Here is a 20,038-nt window from a genome sequence, read left to right as displayed (position 1 = left end):
CCTCTCAGAAGATCACGCCCGAATGCAAAATCACATTCGCGTAGGGGCTGCATTCGCCGGTGCGGATCACCGCCTTCGCCTCGCGGCAGCGGTGCTTGAATTCTTCGTGCGGCACGTTTTCCACGGCGATGTGCGCGGCGGCCATCTCGCGGCTGCGCGCCACCACGGCCGCGTTGTGCGTCTGCGCCTCGCTCGCGAACACCGCGCGCTCGGCCTTGAAGTCGGCGAGCACGCTGTCGAGCACGGCGAAGAAGTCGGGCACGCCCACCGCGAGCGAAACGTCGATGCATTCCACACCGTCGGGAATGGGCAGGCCGCAGTCGGCGATCACGAGGCTGTCCGTGTGGCCCATGCGCGCGAGCACGCGTGCGATATCGCGATTCAGATGTCCGTGTTTTTTCACTGCGAATCTCAGGCTTGCGTGTTCAGGAAGGCTTCGAGTTCGGCGAGCGTGGGCATGCCGCCCTGCGCACCGGCGCGCGTCACCGAGAGCGCGCCCGCCGCGTTCGCGCGCCGCACGGCCTCGCCAATGCCGAGATGCCAGAACGCCGCGAGCGCGCCGTTGAAGGTGTCGCCGGCGCCGGTCGTATCGACGGCTTCGACGGTGAATCCCGGCTGATGCACGAGCGCGCCATCGGCGTCGGTGTAGTACGCGCCGTCTTTACCGTGCGTCATGGCAATGCGCACAGGCGAGCGCGCGATGACCTCGGCCCACGCGCCTTCCGGCGTTTGCAGCGCGGTCGCGAGCTCGTGCTCGTTGGGCGTGAGCAGCGTGGTCAGCTCGAGCAGCTCGCCGCTCAGTTCGACTGCGGGTGCGGGATTGAGGAAGAACGGCTTGCCGTGTTCGCGAGCGCGCCGCGCGGCATGGAGCACCGTTGCATAGGGCACTTCGAGTTGCGCGAGCACGACGTCGGCCTGGGCGATCGCGGCGCTTGCACGGTCGATGTCTTCGGGCGAAAGCTCGTGGTTCGCGCCCGGCACGACGATGATCGCGTTGTCGCCGCCCGAGAGCGTGATCGAGGCGATGCCGGTCGCCTCGCGACCCGTGCTCACATGCGCGATATCGACGCCTTCGCGCGCCAGCGTCGCTTTCATCTCGCCGCCGAACGCATCGGCGCCGACGCAGCCAATCATCGTCACCTCCGCGCCAAGACGCGCCGCCGCGACCGCCTGGTTCGCGCCCTTGCCGCCCGGATGGGTCGAAAAATGCGTGCCGAACAGCGTCTCGCCGAGCCGGGGAAACGTGTCGGTCGTGACGACCATGTCCATATTGATGCTGCCCACCACCACTACGCGCGCCATTGCACTCCCTTTCCACGGCTTGCCGCGCCTGCGGTTTTTTGCCGTGCTAAAACGTAATCAGCTTGGGAGCGCAGTTATACCAGAGTCCTCACGCGGGTGAAATAGACCCAGGGTATTACCGGATACGCATAGCAAATATGTCCCCGATTATTGGCAACCAGCCGAAGCGGGACGACGCCGCGTCATGCGAAGCGCTATGCTGTCGAACCCAATTGAAGAACAGCAAGGAGATGACGAAGCATGAACAGAACGGTGACGGTGGCGGGCGTGATCGGCACGGGATTGATGGGCGTCGGCATCGCGACGCAATGTGCGCTGCACGGCCTGCGCACGATCGTCCATGACGTTGATCCCGCGCGGCTCGACAGTGTGTCCGCGAAGGCCCAGGCCGTGCTCGACGAACTGACCGACGCAGGCCGCATCGACGCGGCAACAGGCGCGGCCGCGCTTGCGCGTATCGAAACGAGCGCGACACTCGAAGCCATGACCGAAGCCCAGTTCGTCTTCGAGGCCGTGCCCGAAGTGCTCGATCTCAAGCACCGGCTCTATACGCAACTCGGCGCGGTGCTCGCCCCCGACGCGATTCTCGCGAGCAACACGAGCGGCTTCGAGCCGGATCTGCTGGCAGAGCCGCTGGCCGCGCCCGAGCGCTTCGTGATCGCGCATTTCTGGAATCCGCCGCACATGATCCCGCTCGTCGAAGTCGTGCCGGGGCGCGCCACCACGCCCGACGTCACCGCGCGAACCGAGACGCTGATGCGCGCGATCGGCATGGAGCCCGTCGTGCTCGCCAAGGCGATCCCCGGCTTCGTCGGCAACCGGCTGCAATTCGCGGTGCTGCGCGAGGCGCTCAATATCGTGCGTTCGGGCGCGGCGAGCCCCGAGGTGGTGGACCGCGTGATGAAGGCGTCGCTCGGCCGCCGGTGGGGCATCGTCGGCCCGTTCGAGAGCGCGGACATGGGCGGCCTCGACACCTTCGTCGACATCTCCTCGCATCTCATGCCCGAACTGGCGAAGGACGAAGACGTGATCGATTTGTTGCGCGCGCAAGTCAAAGCGGGCCGTGTGGGTGTGCGCAGCGGCGCGGGCTTCTACGACTGGGATGAAGCACACGTGGCGCGCGTGAAGGCCGCGCGCAAAAAACTCATTGCGGGCGGGTGACTGCGCGGACTCACGGCATCAAACGTCGATACCCAGCGCAACGATGCGCCGGTACAGCGTCGCGCGCGCCATGCCGATCTGCGCGGCGGCTTTCGTCACCTGGCCGCCCGCCGCGCGCAACGCGTCGGTCAGGAAGCGGCGTTCGTAGTCGCGCATTGCTTCGTCGTACTGCTGATACTGCGGCGCGCCGGTGTCGTCCTGCGTATCGTGCTGAGCGCCCTCCTCCTCGTCCCGGCGCTGCCCGCGCCCGTCGCCGATGAAGCGCGCGAGCGAGCGCGCATCGATGCGCTCGCTATCCGATAGCAGCACCGCGCGCTCGAGCGTGTTGCGCAACTCACGCACGTTGCCCGGCCAGCCATACGCACACAGCATCGCGAGCGCGTCCTTGTCGAGTTCGAGATGCCCCGCGCCGCTCTCCACCGCGAGCTTGTCGAGAATCGAATACGCCATCGCCTCGATGTCCGCCAGGCGCTCGCGCAGCGGCGGCACACGAATCATCAGTACGTTGAGCCGATAGTAGAGGTCCGCACGAAACCGGCCCCGCGCCACGAGTGCGGGCAGATCCGCCGAGGTCGCCGCGATGATGCGCACGTCGGTGCGCACGATGCGATTCGAGCCGAGCGGCTCGAACTCCTGCTCCTGCAAGACCCGCAGCAATTTGCCCTGCAGCGCGAGCGGCATGTCGCCGATCTCGTCGAGAAAGAGTGTGCCGCCCTGGGCCAGCTCGAATTTGCCGATGCGCCCCTTGCGCTCCGCGCCCGTGTACGCGCCCGCCTCCGCGCCGAAGAACTCGAGTTCCAGCAGCGTGTCGGGAATCGCCGCGACGTTCACCGTCACGAGCGGACTGTCCGCGCGTCCGGACGCGCCGTGGATGGCGTGTGCGAGCAATTCCTTGCCCGTGCCCGTTTCGCCGAGCAACAGCACCGGCGAGGCGAGACGCGCGGCCCGGCGCGCCTGGCGCTTCACTTCGAGGCTTGCGGCGCTGGTGCCGATCAGGCTAGAAAAGCTGTACTTCGCGCGCCGCACCTGCGCGAGCGACTGGCGCGTGCTGATCAGTTCGGCGCGCAGCCGCGCGTACTGGCTGAAGAGGGGCGACAGTCCCTTGAGTTCGTTGAACAGCACGAAGCCGACGGCGCCGATCGTTTCGCCGTTGTCGTCCTTGATCGGCAAACGCGTGACGACGATCGGATCGCGATCGGTCTCGAGAATGTCGAGCAGAATGGGCTCGCCCCCCTTCACGACGTCGCGCATCATGCTGTTCGGAATGACGGCTTCGCAATCGAGACCGATCACGGCCATGGGGTCGTCAAAGCCGAAGCGCGCCGCGTAGTCCCGGTTGATCCAGACCACGCGCGCGTTGCGATCGACGATCACGGTGCCTTCGCTGAACTTGTCGAGCGATTGAAAGAGCGATTGCATCGCCAGCTTGCGCACGTGGTCGTAGTCGGCCAGCAGCGCGGTCGTTTCGATTTCCATTCGGTGCTTTTCTTTGGGCGCGGCCCTGACGGAGCCCGTCACGGCCAGTGAATTCTCATTTTCGGGACGCATTATCTCAGAAATGAGATTGCGCCACTTCCCCTGAAATTACCCGGCTTTGCGCGCGGGGTGGCAAGCGGCGGCGCGCTCTCTTCGCCTAACCCGTCTCAGTTTTGAGACGCACTGCCGCCGCAACCACCCCAGCTGTACCCTCGCGCCCCATGCCGCCCGTTCGCGCGCCGCTTCGCGCAAGGCTCCCCGCCCGCTGGCACATATCGTGCTCTATTGCGCGGTCGCGCCGGCTTCGGCGCGCGCGAACAACAAACAGACCTGCACGAATAAACCAACTGGAGACAAGATGTCCTTTGTGATTGTGATCGCCGCTTTGGCGTTCCTGATGTTCGTGGCCTACCGCGGCTACAGCGTCATTCTCTTCGCGCCCATCGCCGCACTGGGCGCCGTGCTGCTGATCGATCCTTCCGCCGTCGCCCCCGTGTTTTCCGGCATCTTCATGGAAAAGATGGTCGGCTTCGTCAAGCTCTACTTCCCCGTCTTCCTGCTCGGTGCCGTGTTCGGTAAGGTCATCGAACTATCGGGCTTCTCCGAGGCGATCGTGGCCGCCGCGATCCGCTACATTGGCCGCTCGCGCGCCAATGCCGTGATCGTCGCGGTCTGCGCGCTGCTCACGTATGGCGGCGTCTCGCTCTTCGTCGTGGTGTTCGCGGTGTATCCGTTCGCCGCCGAACTCTATCGCCAGAGCAACATTCCGAAGCGCCTCATGCCTGGTGCGATCGCGCTCGGCGCGTTCACGTTCACGATGGATTCGCTGCCCGGTACGCCGCAGATCCAGAACATCATTCCCACCACGTTCTTCAAGACCACCGCGTGGGCCGCGCCCAGGCTCGGCGTGATCGGCTCGATCTTCATCATCGTGGTCGGTCTCACGTACCTCGAATGGCGCCGCCGCAGCGCCATGGCGAAGGGCGAAGGCTATGGCACGTCGCTCGTGAACGAACCGGAGCGCGTCGAAACCGGCAACCTGCCTCATCCGGCGCTGGCCATTGCGCCGCTCGTGCTGGTTGGCGTCGCCAACTTCATGCTCACGAAGTGGATTCCGCAGTGGTACGGCGAAAGCTTCACCGTCGCGCCCGACGTGCTGCCCGGCATGCATGCGCCCGTAACGGTGGCCGTGAAGAGCGTCGTGGCCATCTGGGCCGTGCAGGGCGCACTGCTGCTCGGCATTCTGCTCGTCATCGTGACGGCGTTCGGCCGCGTGAAGGAACGCTTTGCGACCGGCACGAAGACCGCAGTGAGCGGCGCGCTGCTCGCCACGCTCAATACGGCATCCGAGTACGGCTTCGGCGGCGTGATCTCGGCGCTGCCCGGCTTCCTCGTGGTCGGCAATGCGCTCAAGGCCATTCCGAATCCGCTCGTGAATGCGGCCGTGTCGGTTTCGGCGCTCGCGGGTATCACGGGTTCGGCTTCGGGCGGCATGAGCATCGCGCTCGCCGCCATGTCGGACACCTTCATCAAGACCGCGCAGGCCATGCACATTCCGATGGAAGTGCTGCACCGCGTGGTGGCAATGGCGAGCGGCGGCATGGATACGCTGCCGCACAACGGCGCGGTCATCACGCTGCTCGCGGTCACGGGCCTCACGCACCGCGAATCGTATCGCGACATTTTCGCGGTCACCATCATCAAAACGCTCGCGGTCTTCTTCGTGATCGCCGTGTTCTACCTGACCGGCATCGTCTAACCGGCAACTACACCAGGCCCACCCATGCATCTCCCCAACACGCTCTCCCTCGCCGGAAAAACCGCCGTCGTCACCGGTTCGACCAGCGGCATCGGTCTCGGCATTGCGACGGCGCTGGCTCGCGCAGGCGCCAATATCGTCCTGAACGGTTTCGGCGAGCCGGCGGCCGCGCTCGCGCAAATCGAAGCGGCCGGCGTGCGCGTCGCGCATCACAACGCGGATATGAGCCGTCCTGCCGAGATCGAAGCCCTCGTGGCCTTCGCGGCAAGCACGTTCGGCGGGCTCGATATTCTCGTCAACAACGCGGGTATTCAGTATGTCGAAACGATCGAGAACTTTCCGCGGGAACGCTGGGATCAGATCATCGCGATCAATCTGAGCGCGACGTTTCATGCGACGCGCGCGGCGCTTCCCATCATGCGCGCAGCGGGTTGGGGACGCGTGATCAATATCGCATCGGTACACGGGCTCGTGGGCTCGGTCGGCAAGTCGGCCTATGTCGCGGCCAAGCATGGCGTGATCGGGCTCACCAAGGTCGCCGCACTGGAAACCGCGCGCAGCGGCGTGACCGTCAATGCGATCTGTCCGGGCTGGGTGCTCACGCCGCTCGTGCAGAAGCAGATCGACGATCTGGCCCACCGCGAGGCCATGTCCGTCGAAGACGCTACGCTGAAACTGCTCGGCGAAAAGCAACCGTCGGCAAGCTTTGCGACGGTCGAGCAGATTGGTGGCGTGGCGGCGTTCCTGTGCTCGGAAGCGGCGAACGAGATGCGTGGCGCCGAGTTCAAGGTGGATGGCGGCTGGCTCGCGCAGTAAAAGCGGCGGCGCGCGAGCGACGCACAACGCGTCAATCGCGCGCCATGCGCCGCAGTTTCATGGCGTGCGTATTCCGTACGTCTTCGTACAGAACACCTGAGCGCGCCGATTTATGTGCTGGCTGATTATTTCGTATCGTTCCGCAGTGAGTCGATACGATGCTGCCGTATCGATTCATTTGCGATTGCTTCGCTCCTGCCCGGCCGCCGCGCCTTCTGCGATCAACGGCCAGACCACCTGTTCGAACTGTTCGGGCTCGATCGGCCTGGAGTACAAATAGCCCTGCGCGAAATCACAGCCCATCGACTTCAGAAAATCCCGCTGTTCGACGGTTTCCACGCCTTCGGCGATGACCTGGATTCCGAGCTTGTGCGCGAGCACCACCATCGCCTCGCAGAGCACCTGATTGTTTTCGTCCACGCTCAGGTTCTGGACGAATGAGCGATCGATTTTCAGGTAATCGATGTCGAAGCGTTTGAGATAGGCCAGCGAGGAATAGCCCGTGCCGAAGTCGTCGATCGAAATGCCAATGCCTGCAAGACGGAAATCGAGCAGCCTCTCGTCGATATTCGATTCGGCCTGCAGCAGCAGCCCCTCGGTGATTTCCACCACCACGCTTTGCCCCGGCATGCCCTCGCGGTCGAGATAGTCGTGCCACCGCACGCCGACCGTGCTGTCCTGGCGGACCTGCACCGGCGACATGTTGACGCTGATCTGGAACGACGGATCGTATTGCTCACGCCAGATGCGCGCCTGTTGCACGGCTTGCCGGAACACCCAGTCGCCGATGGGAATGATCAGGCCGGTATCTTCGGCGAGCGGAATGAATTCGAGCGGACTGATCATGCCGCGCTCGGGATGCAGCCAGCGCAACAAGGCTTCCGCCTTGCAGACCCGGCCCGTCGCCAGGTCGACGACCGGCTGATAAACCAGCCGAAGCTGACCGCGCGGCAGCGCCGAACGCAGGTCGCTGGTCAGGCGCAAGCGCGTTTCCGCCTCCAGCTGCATATCGGGCGTGAAGTAACTGAAGCGGTTGCGTCCGGCATTCTTGGCCGCGTACATGGCCTGGTCGGCGTTCTTGAACAACGCGTCGAGTTCGACCGTGTCGTCGGGGAAAACGGTGACGCCGATGCTCGCCGAAATGTAGACCTCGTCCGCGCCGAGCTTGAACGGCTCAGTCAGTTTGCGATTGATATTGCGCACGGTCTGCTCGACCGCTTCCATGTCTTCGAGATCGGGCAAGATCACCGTGAACTCGTCGCCGCCCAGCCGCGCGACGGTATCCAGATTGCGCACGCAGGCGCTGATACGGCGCCCAGCCTCGATCAACAGCACGTCGCCGCGGTCGTGCCCCAGCGAGTCGTTGACCTCCTTGAAGCGATCGAGGTCGATCAACATCAGGGCCACGCGCCTTTGCGAACGGCGCGCGAGCGCGGCCTCCTCGGTGAGACGATCGTGGAATAACTGCCGGTTCGGCAGCCCCGTCAATGCATCGAAATTGGCCTGCTTCCAGATGGTCGCCTCGAACGCCATCCGGTCGGAGAGATCGCGACCGACCGCCAGCACGGAAGTGACATGGCCGGACCGATCGATCTCAGGCGTGATGCGAATGTGAGTACATTGCTCCTGCCCGTCCTTCCCTGCCCACCTCAGTTCGAACTGCGCGCTTTTTCCCGTCGCGATGACTTCGCCGATCTTCCTTTCGTAGACCAGCGCATTGGCCCCGCCGGGAAGCTCCGAAGGCCGCTTGCCGAGGACGGTGGCGAGATCGCATCCCGCCGACGTGCAAAAGGCCGGATTGGCGAAGGTGCGGCGCAGCTCGCGGTCATATCGCGTGATCGTATCGGGCGAATTCTCGATCAGCGTGCGCGCCTCCCGTTCGCGGGCGACGAGTTCCGCCGTCCGGTCGACGACAGTCTGTTCGAGCGACGCATTGATTTCGTTGATCTTGTGAATCTTCTGCCTGATCGCCGTGCGCATGCGCTCGAAACGCTGCGCCAGGCGGGCCAATTCGTCCGGTCCGCCAAGCGGCCCTTCCCCGTCCTTGCCATCGTCCTCGACGGCGCCGGCATCCTCGCCGGTGTCGTGCATGCGGCGCACCAGATCCTGCAGCGGCGCCGAAATGCTGTACGAAATAAAGTAGGCAAGGAAAATGGAAAGCAGAAACCCGGAGATGCCGACGACCACGATCTGGTTGCGTACGGCCTGGGCCTCCGCAGTGAGATTCTGTTCGGCGATCGTGCTGACCACGAACCAGCTCGTGCCGGGAATGCGCGCGTAGGCGGCAAGATAATGGCCGCCGCGCTTTGCTGCGAAATTGACGAACCGGCTCGACTCGCCCGATACGCGGTGGCGCGCGATATCCTCGATCAGGCCAGGCTCGGGGGCGGCGCCCGGGTTGGGCGACGACGCGTGATTCGGGACTACGATGATCTTGTTGTCGCTCGCATCGAATACGTAAATCTCTGTTCCGCTGCCCGTCGCGACGTCGTTGAAAATCGTCGAGAAGTATTCGGGGCGAACGACCAGAACCAGACTGCCGATCTTCGCGTTGTCGCTCTTGTTGTAGATGGCGCGCACCATCCCCAGGTTCTGCTGCCCGACGCCGTCGTCGTAGCTGCCCCAGTAGGTGCGTTCATGCGACTCTTCCGCGATGCCGACGAGCGCCGTCACACCCGAAGTCAACTGCGCAAATGCCTGCGTATCGAGAATCCGGTCTTTCTGGTCGAGCAAATATTTCTGGTTGATGAAATCGACCGACCCATAATGCTCGAGCAGCAAACGCGTCATGTCCTCGCGCGCCTCGCTCTGCTCCCTCGCGCTGCCGCTCGCCACTCTCGCGAGCGCGCCCTGGACCCGGTCCGAAAGCACGAGCAGATTGCTTTCCGTTTCGATCTCATGCATGCGCAGTTCGACATTTCTCGAAACCTGCCTCACCACCTCTTTCGAAAATATCTCCGCATTTTCCTTGATCGCAGCAACTGACTTCACATAGGAAATGCAGCCCGAAATGATAATGGGCAACAGCGCCAACAGAATGGAAGCGGCAATCAGTCGATAGCGAATCTCGACGCGTCGAAGCAAATCCTGGCAGAGGTAGTCGAAAGCACGTCGCAGCAGTGCGGAGATTGCATTCATTTGTAGTGCATCTTCGCTTCAGTCTTGACCGAGATGTCCAGGCGCTGCGCAGCCTGCCTGGGTGTAATTTTCCTGAGCAGCACATCCTGCATCAATTCATGCACCAGCTCAATCGTATTGGAAGGAAGCGACGAATAATAGGGGCTTGCCGTGACGGGATAACGGCTGAGCGCGTTCGTGTAGTCGACGATCTCCACGTCGCTCACCACGGTCCCCATGCCTTTCTGGAACGGCGAAATGTTGTGGCGTTTCCGCTGAAGAATCGGAAACCCCTTGCCGGCGATGAATTCCAGAAAACGCATGGCCGCGGCCTTGTTGGGCGTTTCGCAAACGGCAAAGCCCGTTTCGCTGCCGAGCACCGGCACGACGCGTTCGCCGCGCGCGTTCCAGGGCGGCACGAACACGCCCACCGAGAAATCGTTTCCATGCAGCATGAGTCCGGCTGACCAGCTGCCCTGGAACGCCATCGCCACCTTGCCTTCCTTGAAAAGGCGAATGCCCTCGTCGTACCCCGTCGTCATGAACGACGGCTGCGCGTAACCGCGCTCCGGGATCAATGCGATTTTGGCGAAGATATCGGCCGCCTCCGGCGTATCGAGGTTCAGCGTGCCGTCCGCCATTTTCTCTTTCCAGTTGGGCTCGCGCGCGACCACATCATTGGCAAAGCCTGAAGCGAATGGCCCGTTGCCGAGCATGTTCGGAAACCCGCCGCTCCACATCACCGGAATCATGCCCGCCTGCTTGAGCCTCGCGCACACCGCCAGGAACTCATCGAAATTCGTCGGCAGCGTGTCGATGCCGGCCTTGGCGAACATGGCTCGGTTGTAATAGATCATCGTCGTCGCCACGCCGCCCGAAACGCCGAACCCCTTGCCGTCGCGACTGGTCCAGTCGGCCTCGAGCGGATCGAGCATGTTCTTCCATGCGGCGCTCTGGCGGACATCGGCGAGCACGCCCTGGTCGGCCAGCTCGGCGGCATAGGCGTTCGGATTGATGCTGACGAGGTCGGGCAGCGTGCCCGCCGCCACGCGCGGCTTGATGTTCTCCTCGATCGAGTTGCCGACCATGAACTGCACGTTCACGTGCAGATCGGGATTCAGTTTGTCGAACCCGGCGGCGATCTGGAGCATCTCCTCCGGCCAGTCCGGCGCCCAGATCAGCGCGGTGATGGTGGTCCGTGCCGGCGCGGCCTTGCTGCTCTGGGCGCCGTTCTGCTGATCGCAACCCAGGAGCAAAAGCATGCCGATCAGACCGGACCACAGCCAGGCAAACTTGATTCCGTGCACGTAACGCTCGCTTTCAGTTCGGGAATGGCGGACCCTGCGGAACGCAGGGGAACCACATTGCATATCGGCCGAAACCGGGCGTCACTTGAGGGGTTACGCGTGAGCGTGGCACGCGACAATTGGCGAGCCTTGCGGACGGACGATCATGCCCGTTCGCAAACGTTAGCGCAGTGCGCGATGCGCTAACGTGGTGCAATGAAATCAGGTCTCTTTGCGCAGACCCGGCGCGCGGCGCGGCGAGGTCGATGGCTCGCCGCCTTGTGTCGCTCCCGTTTCAATGGTTTCAATCGAGCGACGGGCTGCATTCGCATTCGAGCGCCGCGACCCGCGCCGGCCGCTCCATTGCCGCAAGCCGCTGCAGCGTCACGAGTCCGAACACGGCGAGCGCGCAGCCGAGCACCAGATCGGCACGGATGCCCGCACGGTCCACGATCGTGCCGCCCACCGACGAGCCAAGCGCAATCGCCACCTGGATCACGCTCACGAACATCGCCGAGCCCGCTTCGGCGAGATCGGCCGTGCCGCGCTGAATCCACACGGAGAAGCACAGCGGAATCGCGCCGAACGCCACGCCCCACATCAGCATCGCCGCGATCTCGCCGATTCGCACGTGGTCGAGCAGAATCATCGCCGAGAGCGCGCACAACAGCAGCGCCGTCATCGTCGCCACGGCGGACTTCAGTCGCGTGGCCACGACCGCCGAAGTCAGCGCGTTCGAGAAAAAGCCGATCACGCCGAATGCGAGCAGCAGCAGCGTGATCGCGCTCATCGAGAAGTCCTGCTGAAGCAGCGGCGCGATGAACGTATAGGTCGAAAAATGCGCGCCGAACACGAGCGCCACCATCAGCATGCTCAGACGCACATGCGGGCGGCGCAGCAGCGTGGCGAAATCGGCGAGACGCAATGCGGCTGCGGAAGGAAGCGTTGGCACCAGCAACGCCTGCGCAGCGAGCGCGAGCGCGACGAGGCCGCCCGTTACGAAAAACGACATGCGCCACGACGCGAAACCGGCGATAAAGGTACCGAGCGGCACGCCGATCACCGTCGCGAAGGTCACGCCGGTCAGGATGATGGCCGTTGCGCGTGCGGCGTCGCTCGTATGCACGAGGCGGCCCGCCGCTGCGGTTGCGAGGGTCCAGAAGCCGCCGAGCGCTGCGCCGAGCATCGCGCGGCCAACCAGCATGAGCGCGAAATTCGTCGCAAGCGCGGAGACGATATTCGATGCGAGCAGCACGGCCGTGAGCAGGAGAAATACCTGCCGCCGGTCCATGCGGCCGGCGAACATCATCAGGCCCGGCGCGAAGATCGCCGCCATGACGCCCGGCGTGGTCACCATGAGGCCGGCCGTGCCTGGCGTCACGCCGAGGTCGCGGGCGATCTCGGTGAGCAGACCGACCGGCAGGAATTCGGACGTCACGAACGCGAATGCGCTGATCGCCACGGCAAAGACAGACAACCACTGGCGCAGTGTCGTCTCTTCGAGCGGCGCGGGCGCGAGATTGGGAGAACGGTCGTTCATGTTTCTATGACTGTTTTGTGTGTGGCGAATAATAAAAGCCATTGTTCGGCAATTTCGCACCAAAAAATGGGGAAAATCGCCGTTTAAATGGCCAATCGGGAATGGGGTTTAAATTAACATCAAATAAAGAATGGCGTGCGGCCCTGCGATTAGCGGGGTCGTCAAAAGGGTTATGAATGGAATGTGACGCGGCCCGCCGCGCGCCGCGCCGGCGGGGCAGAGATTATGTCATTTCAGCGCCGGAAAAATAAACGATATTTTTCCGGGGACAAATTAGGCATCGAATCGATGCTTATGCCTGTCGCTGGCCAGGAGGCTAAGGGCGCCGGGAAAGCGCCCTGTGAGGCATTGCCGGAAACCGGTCTTTCTGGTCAGCGCGCGGCGCTCGCAAGCGACCCAGTTCAGAAGCGTGTCCGCACGCCCATGCGGGCGATGAACTGGTTAGGACCACTCGACGTACCGGCGCGATCGGGCAGGCCGCTCTCAAGACGCGGGTCGTTCGACCACCCCAACGGGCTCGCCAGGCGCCTTCTCGCGCTTGACGGCGTACATCGCGAGATCGGCGCGGCGCAAGACCTGATCGACGTCCAGGTCGTCTGCCGCCACCGTCGTGAAGCCCACGCTCGCCCCAACCTTCACCAGCAGCCCCGGCGCAAGCTCGAACGGCCGCTCGATCGCTTCGGTCACGAGGCTGGCCCAATCGCGCGGCGCCCGGTCCACCTGAGGATCGACGATGACGAATTCGTCGCCGCCCATGCGGGCCACCCATGCGCCCGCGCTAGCGAGCATGCGCAGACGGCTGGCGACCTGCACGAGCAGCATGTCGCCGGCCTTGTGGCCATGCGCATCGTTCACCAGCTTGAAGTCGTCGAGATCGACGAAAAACACCGTCATGCCGGCCTTGAGTGGCGTGGCGCTCGTGGGCCCGGCCGCGCTGAACAGACCATCGCGGTTCAGGAGTCCCGTGAGGGCGTCATGGCGCGCGCGATGGCTGTTTTCCCGTTCGGCCTTCATCGTCGAGATGAGCATGGCGTTCAGGTGGCGCGCGGCGGCGCTCATCGCGAACAGATAGAAGGGAATTTGTAGGAGCGAGAGCAGGAGAACTGGCTCGCCGCCCAGCAGCGCGCCAATGCAGCACGGGCCCAGCGAAAGGCAGATCATGACCGCCACCAGGCGCGGCGCCGCGAAATTGCGGAAGCAGATCCCGCCCACCATGGCGGCGGCGGAAAGAAAGGCGAGCGTAGCGGATACCCAATCCCGGCTCATGGCGCTGACGAGCGCGCCGTAGCCGACCGTCGCGCCCCACAACGGCGCGAGCAGAATATAGAAGTCGGTGGGCGTGCTCTTGCCCTCCCTCGCGCGGCGGCGCGACAGGGTGAGCGTGGCGAGGCGCACCGCGCAGACGAGGATTTCGGCGACGAGCCAGAACTTGAACGGCAGCGTGCCGTGCCGGCGCGCGAGCACCCACGCCACGGCCACGGTATTGGATACGCCGCCAAAGAAGATCGGCAACGTTCCAAACAAGGTGCCGACAAGGGCGACACGGATTTCGTGCGGCGTGTCCCGTCCGGGTTCGGTCAACCAACGGGCCAGCTTGCCGCGCGGCAAAGAGTAGATTTCGTTGCGGGAGCTCACATGCATCACCGTCGGTCGTACCGCGCGCCAGACGTTATCGCCTCTCGCGCCCTGTCAAGTCCGGGTCGTACGGCCGCGCGAAAGCAACAGGCGGCCACCCAACTGCGATAACGGCAGGCTGTAAGGGAAACTTTAGGAATGCGGGTGGATATCGTTGGTTGAGCTAGCAACCAATTGAAGATTTGGTATGCGATTTACATCAGGCGAAGCACGATTCTTTGTAGAAGCGCTTGCAGGTCGCGTCGCGTGTCGATCACGAGGTGAATAAAAACGGTGTCATCGCGGACCTGATAGATGATCCGGTTCTTGCCCGAAAGTATCTGTCGAAAAGTGTCGTCGACAAAGCCTTCGAGTTCGGCAGGCAAGTGGCCGCTCTCCGGGAACTGGCGGATCTGCGCAATGGCGTCCTGAAGTTGAGCCGACGTCTGGCGCCAGGTCTCCCATCCGAATGCGCGGACGATGTAGCTTCTCAACTCATCGATACCGATCCGCGCGGTCGGCAGGACGCGGTACTTCAGCAGCGGGGCCTGCATTAGCGAAGCTTTTCCTGGCGGTCGAGTTCGTTGAGTTCTGCAAAGAACTCGTCGCCATCCAGATGGTCCGCACGCTCGATCTGTTTTTGGCCGATGGCCAGGATCTTCAGCAATGCGAGCGTTTGTTGAGTCGATTCATAGGTTCGCACGTCCTGAACAACGAGCTTCGCTTCGCCGTTCTGCGTGATGATGAGCGGCTCCCCTGAATCGGTCAGATCCTTGACGATTTGCGCGGCTTCACTCTTGAGGTAGCTGATTGGCTTCACGTGATCGGCGAGATGCATGAGGTGCTCCCGTAGCAAGTTAAACAGGACCAAATATAGACTATTATCGGTCCGCTTGCACGCACCACCTTTTAGGGCCGGGTTTGACCGATCGCACCTCCGCGCCGATCGAGATCGGCGCCGCGTGCGAAACGCGTGCGTCCCCCAGCATGGCCGCTAACGGGCGACGATGATCGTCATCTCCGATTCGTACTTGATGCGCACGTGGCTATGGTGCTTGAGGGACTGCATTACTTCGATCAGGTCCGGGCGGCTGACCCGAATGGAACGGGCGGTGCCGGACTTGTCCACGACGGTCAGGAGGTTGAGCTTGCGGTCCACGCCGGTGACCTGCGCCACGCCGCTGAACTCGCGGAGCACCTGGAAGTTTTCCTGGTCGGCGCCGGAGGAATGCTGGGTCACCTTTGCCGTGTGGGTCAGGCGCGTGACCGCCGCGCCCTCGGCAGGCGTCAATCCGGTGACGTACGGCTCCATGTAGTGGGTCGTGAGCTTGTCGCCGACCCGGATGACCTTGAGCACGTCGGGATGATCTTTCACATTGAAGCTCAGGTCGTCGCGACCCGGCACGGTCACGACGATGAGTGCATTCTTCTGATCGATCAAACTGATGGTGCCGCTTTCCGTGTCGACGGAGGCCCCGGCTGGCATGGCCTCCGAGGCGGCGGAAGCTTCCGTGTCGGCCGCGCGGCACAGGGGCGCCGAGGCCGCAAAGAAGCCGCAAGCCGCGACTGAGAGCGCCAGGCCGCGCGCGAACGCAATGCACGTATTCGATCGATAGAGCATGGTAGTCCCCCTGGAACGATCAGGTGCCACGCTTGTTGCGCCGGTCAGGGACCATGGCGTGTGCTCTCGGAGCCTAACACCGCAGGACGCCCCGACCATCGGACTTTGGTCCTATAGGGTCAAGAGGGTCGAGGCCGGGGTCGAGGCTGCCTACCGTCCGAATGCCGCCGCGCAGTTCGCCGGCGCCTGCCCCGGCACCGGCGAGCGGAACGTGAACAAGCCGCCCGCCAGCGGCTGTTTCTCGCGCTCGGCAGCCGTGAGCCCCTTCCATGCGGTGGAAACGTACACGGTCTGCAGATCGTCCCCGCCGAACGCGAGCTTCGTGATGTTCGCGCAAGGAAACGCGATCCGACCGGCCAGTTCGCCCTCGGGTGAGTAACGGTCGATGCGCCAGCCGCCGAACAGCGCGACCCACACGTAGCCCTCGGCGTCCACCGCCATGCCGTCCGGGTGCCCGTCGCCGGCTATGGCGGTGAAGACGCGCTTGCCCGACAGCGTGCCATCAACGGCGACGTCGAACGCATACACGACGCGACGCATCGTGTCGTTGTGATAGAGCGTGCGGCCGTCCGGACTCATGGCCGGGCCGTTGGTGATCACGTAGCCGCTGTCCTGTGCGCTCAACACCGCGCCTGCGTCCACGCGATACAGCGTACCGCTCGGCGCTTGCTCGGCGTCGTCCATCGAGCCGAACCACAGGCGCCCGCGCGCATCGGCGAAACCGTCGTTGAGGCGATTGCCCGGCAGATGCGGCTCGACATCCACCAGCTTGTCGAATTCCCCGCTCACGGCGTCGAAGCGATACAGGCCGTCAGGCAAGCCGCACACGAACACGCGGTCGCCCAGCGGCGCGATGAAGCCGACCTGGTCGGGCGCGTACCACGTCATGCGCTCCCCGGTCGTGACCTCGAAGCGATGAATCCGGCGACCCTTGATATCGACGAAATAGACCGCGTTTTCCGCGGCCTGCCAGAGCGGCCCTTCGGCCAGCTCGGCGCCGATCGGCCAGACGCACACGGGATGCGGCATCGTCATTCTCCGTACCATCCCGCGTCGACGAAGTAATCGCGTCCGGAGCAGCGCGAGGCGTCGTCGGATGCGAGGAACAAGGCCATGCGGGCCACGTGCTCGGGCTCGATGCGCAATTGCAGACACTGCCCCGCGACGACCTTCGCCTCGCTCTCCGCCGTTTGCCACAGATTCATCTGCCGCGGCGTTTTCACGGCGCCCGGGATAATGCAGTTCACGCGAATACCCGCGCCGCCCAGATCGCGCGCGAGGCCGCGCGTCATGCCTTCAATGCCGGCCTTCGCGGTCAGGTAGATCGGCAGGTTCGGCAAGGCGACGTGCCACGACACCGAACCGAAGTTAAGGATCACACCGCTTCCCGCCTGGCGCATGCCTCGCGCGGCGGCCTGCGCGCAGAAGAACTGATGGCGCAGGTTCACGGCGATACGCCCGTCCCAGTAGCTCGCGGTCAGCTCGCCGATCTCATGGCGATCGTCGTTGCCCGCGTTGTTCACGAGCACGTCGATCGGGCCCGCGGCATCGACGATCGATGCGAACACGCTTTCGATCGCCTCCACGCTGCACAGATCGCAACGCTTGAACAGCGGCGGATGCTTCGCACCGCGAAGCTTCTCCTGAAGAGCGAGCGAATCGTCTTCGGCCACGTCGAGGAAAAATACGCGCGCGCCCTGCTGCGCGAATGCCTCCACGACCGCGGCGCCGATCCCGCTGCCGCCGCCGGTGATAACGACGGTTTTGTCCGCCAGGCTCGGATAGATTGCGTACGACATCAGATATTCCAGTGTTGACTTGTCAGAACCCAAACAGGGCGGCGAGCCGCAAATGGCTCGCCGCCCTGACCTGCCGCTTCCCTTTCGCTTACGAGACGACTTCGACGGCGCTCAGCATGCGCCAGTCGCGCGGGAGCGTGCGCGTGGCATTGCCCACCACCGTGACCGTGCCGCTCAGATGGATATCGCGGCTCGAACTGCCCACCATCAGATCGAATTTGCCCGGCTCGACGATGCGCTCGCCGCGTGCGTCGGTGAAATTGAACATATCGACGGGCAGCTTCACGTTCACGCGAGTGCGCGCGCCTGCCGCGAGCGGCACGCGTGCAAACGCCTTGAGTTCGCGCACCGGCCGCGCCGTCGACGCGTGCTGGTCGCGCACGTAGATCTGCACGACTTCCGTGCCGTCGCGCGAGCCGATGTTCTCGACCGTGAAGCTCAGTTCGACGGTGCCGTCTTCGAGCGGCACTTCGCCTTGCGCCACCGCGAGATCGCCGTAACGGAACTGGGTGTAGCCGAGCCCGAAACCAAACGGATAGCGGCTGCCGAAGTGATAGGCGATCGGCGTGCCCGCGCTCTTGAGGCGATGGTTGTACACATACGGCACGGCGCCTGCGCTCTTCGGCACGGAGAGCGGCAGACGGCCGCTGAACCCGGCGCGCCCCACCAGCAGATCGGCAAGCGCCTCGGCGCCGCGCTCGCCCGGCGCAAACGCCATGATTTGCGCGGCAATGCGATCTTCGAGGCCGCCCAGGTTGTACGGCCGGCCGCCCGTCATCACGACGACCGTCGGCGTGCCGCTCTCGACCACGGCCTTGAGCAATTGCAGTTGCACACCCGGGAGTTCCAGGCTGTCCGTATCGGAGCCTTCGCCCACCGTACCGGACTGGAACAAGCCCGCCAGATCGCCGACGAACACGACAGCCACGTCCGCCTTGCGCGCGGCTTCGACCGCGGCGGAAATCGCTTCGGTATCCTTGCTGATCAGGTCGTCGCGGTTGGCGGCGGCGCTCAGGTCGAGCGACACGTCGCCCGGGAAGACCGGCGCGCCCGCACGGCGGGTCTTGATGATGTCGCAACCCTTGGCATGCAGCACGCGCGCCTCGCCCAGCACCTCGCGCAGTGCGCCCAGCGGCGTGGCGATCGACGCGACCGACTGCTCGCCCGAGTTGATGAGGTGCACCGGGAAGCTGTAGCCGGCGAGCAGCGCGAGCGGGTCGTCGGCGGTCGGACCGATCACCGCGATTTTTTCCGCGCCGTTGGCGTTCAACGGCAGCACGCCGCCTTCATTGCGCAGCAGCACCGCCGATTCGAGCGCGACCTGATACGCGGTATCGGCCGCCGCCGTGCCCTTCACGTCCACGCGCTCGGGGTCCACATACGGATTCTCGAACAGGCCGAGGCGGAACTTGGTGCTCAACACGCGCGACACCGCGGTGTCGATCGTCGCTTCGGTGATCTCGCCGCGATCGAGCGCTTCTTTCAGATGGACCGCGCACTCGTGGCCCGGCAACTCGACGTCGAGTCCCGAATTGAACGCGAGCGCCGCCGCCGACGCGCTGTCGTGCGCTACCGCATGATGGCTGTAAAGCAGGTCGACAGCAGCATAGTCCGCAACGACGAGCCCCTCGAAACCCCACTTCTCGCGCAGCGTATCGTGCAGCAGCGTGCGGTCCGCATGGCAGGGCACGCCGTCGATATCGTGGTACGCGGGCATGATCGAGCCCGCGTGCGCGAGCTTGACCGCCATTTCGAACGGCAGCAGAAACACGTCGTTCAACTCGCGCGGTCCGACATGCACGGGCGCATGATTGCGGGCGCCTTCGCTCGCCGAGTGGCCGACGAAGTGCTTGAGCGTGGCGAGCACGTCACGCCGCTCGCCTTGCAGACCGTTCACGTAGTGACACGCGAGCACGCCCACCAGATACGGATCTTCGCCGAGCGTTTCCTCGGTGCGGCCCCAGCGCGGATCGCGCGACACATCGAGCACGGGAGCCAGGCCCTGGTGGCAGCCGATCGAGCGTGCCTGCTCGCCGATGATGCGCCCCACTTCGCCCACGAGATTCGGGTTCCACGTCGCCGCGTAGTTCAGCGGCGAGGGAAACAGCGTGGCGTCCTTGATCATCAGGCCCACGAGGCATTCCTCGTGCGACATGACGGGAATGCCCAGGCGCGTGTCTTCGACCATCTTGCGCTGCAGCTCGTTGAGCGCGCGCACGCCCTCTTTGGGATCGACCGTGTGGGTCCCGAGCGGACGCGTGATCTGCCCAAGACCGTGTTCGAGAATCTGGTTCACCGTGAGGCTGTTGGCGCTTTGCGCGAAGTCGATACTGCGCGCCTTGTGCTCGCCGTCGGCCGAAAGCACCAGCCACGCGGCGTGAAGCTGGGCAATCTTTTCATCGAGCGTCATGCGCGCGAGCAGGTCGGTCACGCGCTGCGCCGTCGGTGCGTCGGAGCGGCGGTAAAGCGGAATCTCGGTGGTGTGTTCAAGCGACATTGCTTCACTCCCTGGTATTGCACGAGACGGCGTTTTTTCTCGCCGTCCGT

15 protein-coding genes and 1 pseudogene are annotated in these 20,038 nt (G+C 64.1%); 3 read left to right on the top strand and 13 right to left on the bottom strand.

The features are described from left to right. Window positions 1–4 precede the first annotated feature (4 nt). Both rbsD and rbsK read right to left on the bottom strand, forming a co-directional pair. Window positions 5–403 (bottom strand): D-ribose pyranase, encoded by a 399-nt coding sequence (gene rbsD, locus AB4Y42_RS17290; protein ID WP_368687966.1) that lies wholly within the window; start codon window positions 401–403, stop codon window positions 5–7. Window positions 404–411: 8 nt separating this feature from the next. Next, window positions 412–1,376: pseudogene (gene rbsK / locus AB4Y42_RS17285) on the bottom strand (ribokinase). Between the two features lie 166 nt (window positions 1,377–1,542). Here rbsK and AB4Y42_RS17280 point away from each other — a divergent pair. Next, window positions 1,543–2,463 carry a 3-hydroxyacyl-CoA dehydrogenase family protein gene (locus tag AB4Y42_RS17280; protein ID WP_368694818.1) on the top strand — a complete coding sequence of 307 codons (921 nt, stop codon included), beginning with the start codon at window positions 1,543–1,545 and terminating at the stop codon, window positions 2,461–2,463. An 18-nt stretch (window positions 2,464–2,481) separates the two neighbouring features. Here the strand turns inward: AB4Y42_RS17280 and AB4Y42_RS17275 are convergent, their stop codons facing one another. Next, entirely contained in the window at window positions 2,482–3,939 is a 1,458-nt protein-coding gene (locus AB4Y42_RS17275) for a sigma-54 interaction domain-containing protein (protein WP_368694817.1), read from the bottom strand. Between the two features lie 358 nt (window positions 3,940–4,297). Here AB4Y42_RS17275 and AB4Y42_RS17270 point away from each other — a divergent pair, with 358 nt between their 5' ends. Together AB4Y42_RS17270 and AB4Y42_RS17265 are read left to right on the top strand one after the other, a co-directional pair. Then, a complete protein-coding gene (locus tag AB4Y42_RS17270) occupies window positions 4,298–5,698 on the top strand; it encodes a GntP family permease (protein WP_368694816.1) in 1,401 nt (466 codons plus the stop codon). Window positions 5,699–5,722: 24 nt separating this feature from the next. Further along, window positions 5,723–6,514 (top strand): 3-hydroxybutyrate dehydrogenase, encoded by a 792-nt coding sequence (locus AB4Y42_RS17265; protein WP_368694815.1) that lies wholly within the window; start codon window positions 5,723–5,725, stop codon window positions 6,512–6,514. Between the two features lie 174 nt (window positions 6,515–6,688). Here AB4Y42_RS17265 and AB4Y42_RS17260 read toward each other — a convergent pair whose 3' ends face one another. From AB4Y42_RS17260 to AB4Y42_RS17215, 10 genes are all read right to left on the bottom strand, one after another. After that, window positions 6,689–9,652 (bottom strand): EAL domain-containing protein, encoded by a 2,964-nt coding sequence (locus AB4Y42_RS17260; protein ID WP_368694814.1) that lies wholly within the window; start codon window positions 9,650–9,652, stop codon window positions 6,689–6,691. Then, window positions 9,649–10,893 carry an ABC transporter substrate-binding protein gene (locus AB4Y42_RS17255; protein ID WP_368688091.1) on the bottom strand — a complete coding sequence of 415 codons (1,245 nt, stop codon included), beginning with the start codon at window positions 10,891–10,893 and terminating at the stop codon, window positions 9,649–9,651. The genes AB4Y42_RS17260 and AB4Y42_RS17255 overlap by 4 nt, the downstream gene beginning before the upstream one ends. Before the next feature lie 328 nt (window positions 10,894–11,221). After that, window positions 11,222–12,457 carry an MFS transporter gene (locus AB4Y42_RS17250; protein WP_368687972.1) on the bottom strand — a complete coding sequence of 412 codons (1,236 nt, stop codon included), beginning with the start codon at window positions 12,455–12,457 and terminating at the stop codon, window positions 11,222–11,224. Between the two features lie 483 nt (window positions 12,458–12,940). Continuing rightward, window positions 12,941–14,092 (bottom strand): diguanylate cyclase, encoded by a 1,152-nt coding sequence (locus AB4Y42_RS17245; RefSeq protein WP_368687973.1) that lies wholly within the window; start codon window positions 14,090–14,092, stop codon window positions 12,941–12,943. A 194-nt stretch (window positions 14,093–14,286) separates the two neighbouring features. Next, a complete protein-coding gene (locus AB4Y42_RS17240; protein ID WP_133183974.1) occupies window positions 14,287–14,625 on the bottom strand; it encodes a type II toxin-antitoxin system RelE/ParE family toxin in 339 nt (112 codons plus the stop codon). Next, the gene (locus AB4Y42_RS17235; protein WP_133183973.1) at window positions 14,625–14,909 is read right to left on the bottom strand and encodes a type II toxin-antitoxin system Phd/YefM family antitoxin; all 285 of its coding nucleotides are present in this window, start codon (window positions 14,907–14,909) and stop codon (window positions 14,625–14,627) included. Before AB4Y42_RS17235 ends, AB4Y42_RS17240 begins: the two co-directional genes overlap by 1 nt. A 156-nt stretch (window positions 14,910–15,065) precedes the next feature. Continuing rightward, on the bottom strand, window positions 15,066–15,692 hold the full coding sequence (locus tag AB4Y42_RS17230) for a hypothetical protein (RefSeq protein WP_368687974.1): 627 nt from the start codon (window positions 15,690–15,692) through the stop codon (window positions 15,066–15,068). Window positions 15,693–15,842: 150 nt separating this feature from the next. Next, complete coding sequence (locus AB4Y42_RS17225) at window positions 15,843–16,727, bottom strand: SMP-30/gluconolactonase/LRE family protein (RefSeq protein ID WP_368694813.1); 885 nt, start codon at window positions 16,725–16,727, stop codon at window positions 15,843–15,845. Then, the gene (locus tag AB4Y42_RS17220; RefSeq protein ID WP_368687976.1) at window positions 16,724–17,491 is read right to left on the bottom strand and encodes an SDR family NAD(P)-dependent oxidoreductase; all 768 of its coding nucleotides are present in this window, start codon (window positions 17,489–17,491) and stop codon (window positions 16,724–16,726) included. Before AB4Y42_RS17220 ends, AB4Y42_RS17225 begins: the two co-directional genes overlap by 4 nt. A gap of 88 nt (window positions 17,492–17,579) precedes the next feature. Then, window positions 17,580–19,988, bottom strand: a complete 2,409-nt coding sequence (locus tag AB4Y42_RS17215; protein ID WP_368694812.1) for a glycoside hydrolase family 3 N-terminal domain-containing protein — start codon at window positions 19,986–19,988, stop codon at window positions 17,580–17,582. Window positions 19,989–20,038: the final 50 nt, after the last annotated feature.

Origin of the sequence: Paraburkholderia sp. EG286B (assembly GCF_040965655.1) — a bacterium.
GTDB lineage: Bacteria > Pseudomonadota > Gammaproteobacteria > Burkholderiales > Burkholderiaceae > Paraburkholderia.
Note: the sequence above shows the minus strand (reverse complement) of the source record. Positions and strands in the feature narration are given on the sequence as shown.

What these genes read in the sequence shown, in the direction of transcription:
- AB4Y42_RS17280 (WP_368694818.1), top strand. Translation starts at nt 1,543, where the DNA reads ATGAACAGAACGGTGACGGTGGCGGGCGTGATCGGCACGGGATTGATG.
- AB4Y42_RS17275 (WP_368694817.1), bottom strand. Translation starts at nt 3,939, where the DNA reads ATGGAAATCGAAACGACCGCGCTGCTGGCCGACTACGACCACGTGCGC.
- AB4Y42_RS17270 (WP_368694816.1), top strand. Translation starts at nt 4,298, where the DNA reads ATGTCCTTTGTGATTGTGATCGCCGCTTTGGCGTTCCTGATGTTCGTG.
- AB4Y42_RS17265 (WP_368694815.1), top strand. Translation starts at nt 5,723, where the DNA reads ATGCATCTCCCCAACACGCTCTCCCTCGCCGGAAAAACCGCCGTCGTC.
- AB4Y42_RS17260 (WP_368694814.1), bottom strand. Translation starts at nt 9,652, where the DNA reads ATGAATGCAATCTCCGCACTGCTGCGACGTGCTTTCGACTACCTCTGC.
- AB4Y42_RS17255 (WP_368688091.1), bottom strand. Translation starts at nt 10,893, where the DNA reads ATGCTTTTGCTCCTGGGTTGCGATCAGCAGAACGGCGCCCAGAGCAGC.
- AB4Y42_RS17250 (WP_368687972.1), bottom strand. Translation starts at nt 12,457, where the DNA reads ATGAACGACCGTTCTCCCAATCTCGCGCCCGCGCCGCTCGAAGAGACG.
- AB4Y42_RS17240 (WP_133183974.1), bottom strand. Translation starts at nt 14,625, where the DNA reads ATGCAGGCCCCGCTGCTGAAGTACCGCGTCCTGCCGACCGCGCGGATC.
- AB4Y42_RS17235 (WP_133183973.1), bottom strand. Translation starts at nt 14,909, where the DNA reads ATGCATCTCGCCGATCACGTGAAGCCAATCAGCTACCTCAAGAGTGAA.
- AB4Y42_RS17230 (WP_368687974.1), bottom strand. Translation starts at nt 15,692, where the DNA reads ATGCTCTATCGATCGAATACGTGCATTGCGTTCGCGCGCGGCCTGGCG.
- AB4Y42_RS17225 (WP_368694813.1), bottom strand. Translation starts at nt 16,727, where the DNA reads ATGACGATGCCGCATCCCGTGTGCGTCTGGCCGATCGGCGCCGAGCTG.
- AB4Y42_RS17220 (WP_368687976.1), bottom strand. Translation starts at nt 17,491, where the DNA reads ATGTCGTACGCAATCTATCCGAGCCTGGCGGACAAAACCGTCGTTATC.
- AB4Y42_RS17215 (WP_368694812.1), bottom strand. Translation starts at nt 19,988, where the DNA reads ATGTCGCTTGAACACACCACCGAGATTCCGCTTTACCGCCGCTCCGAC.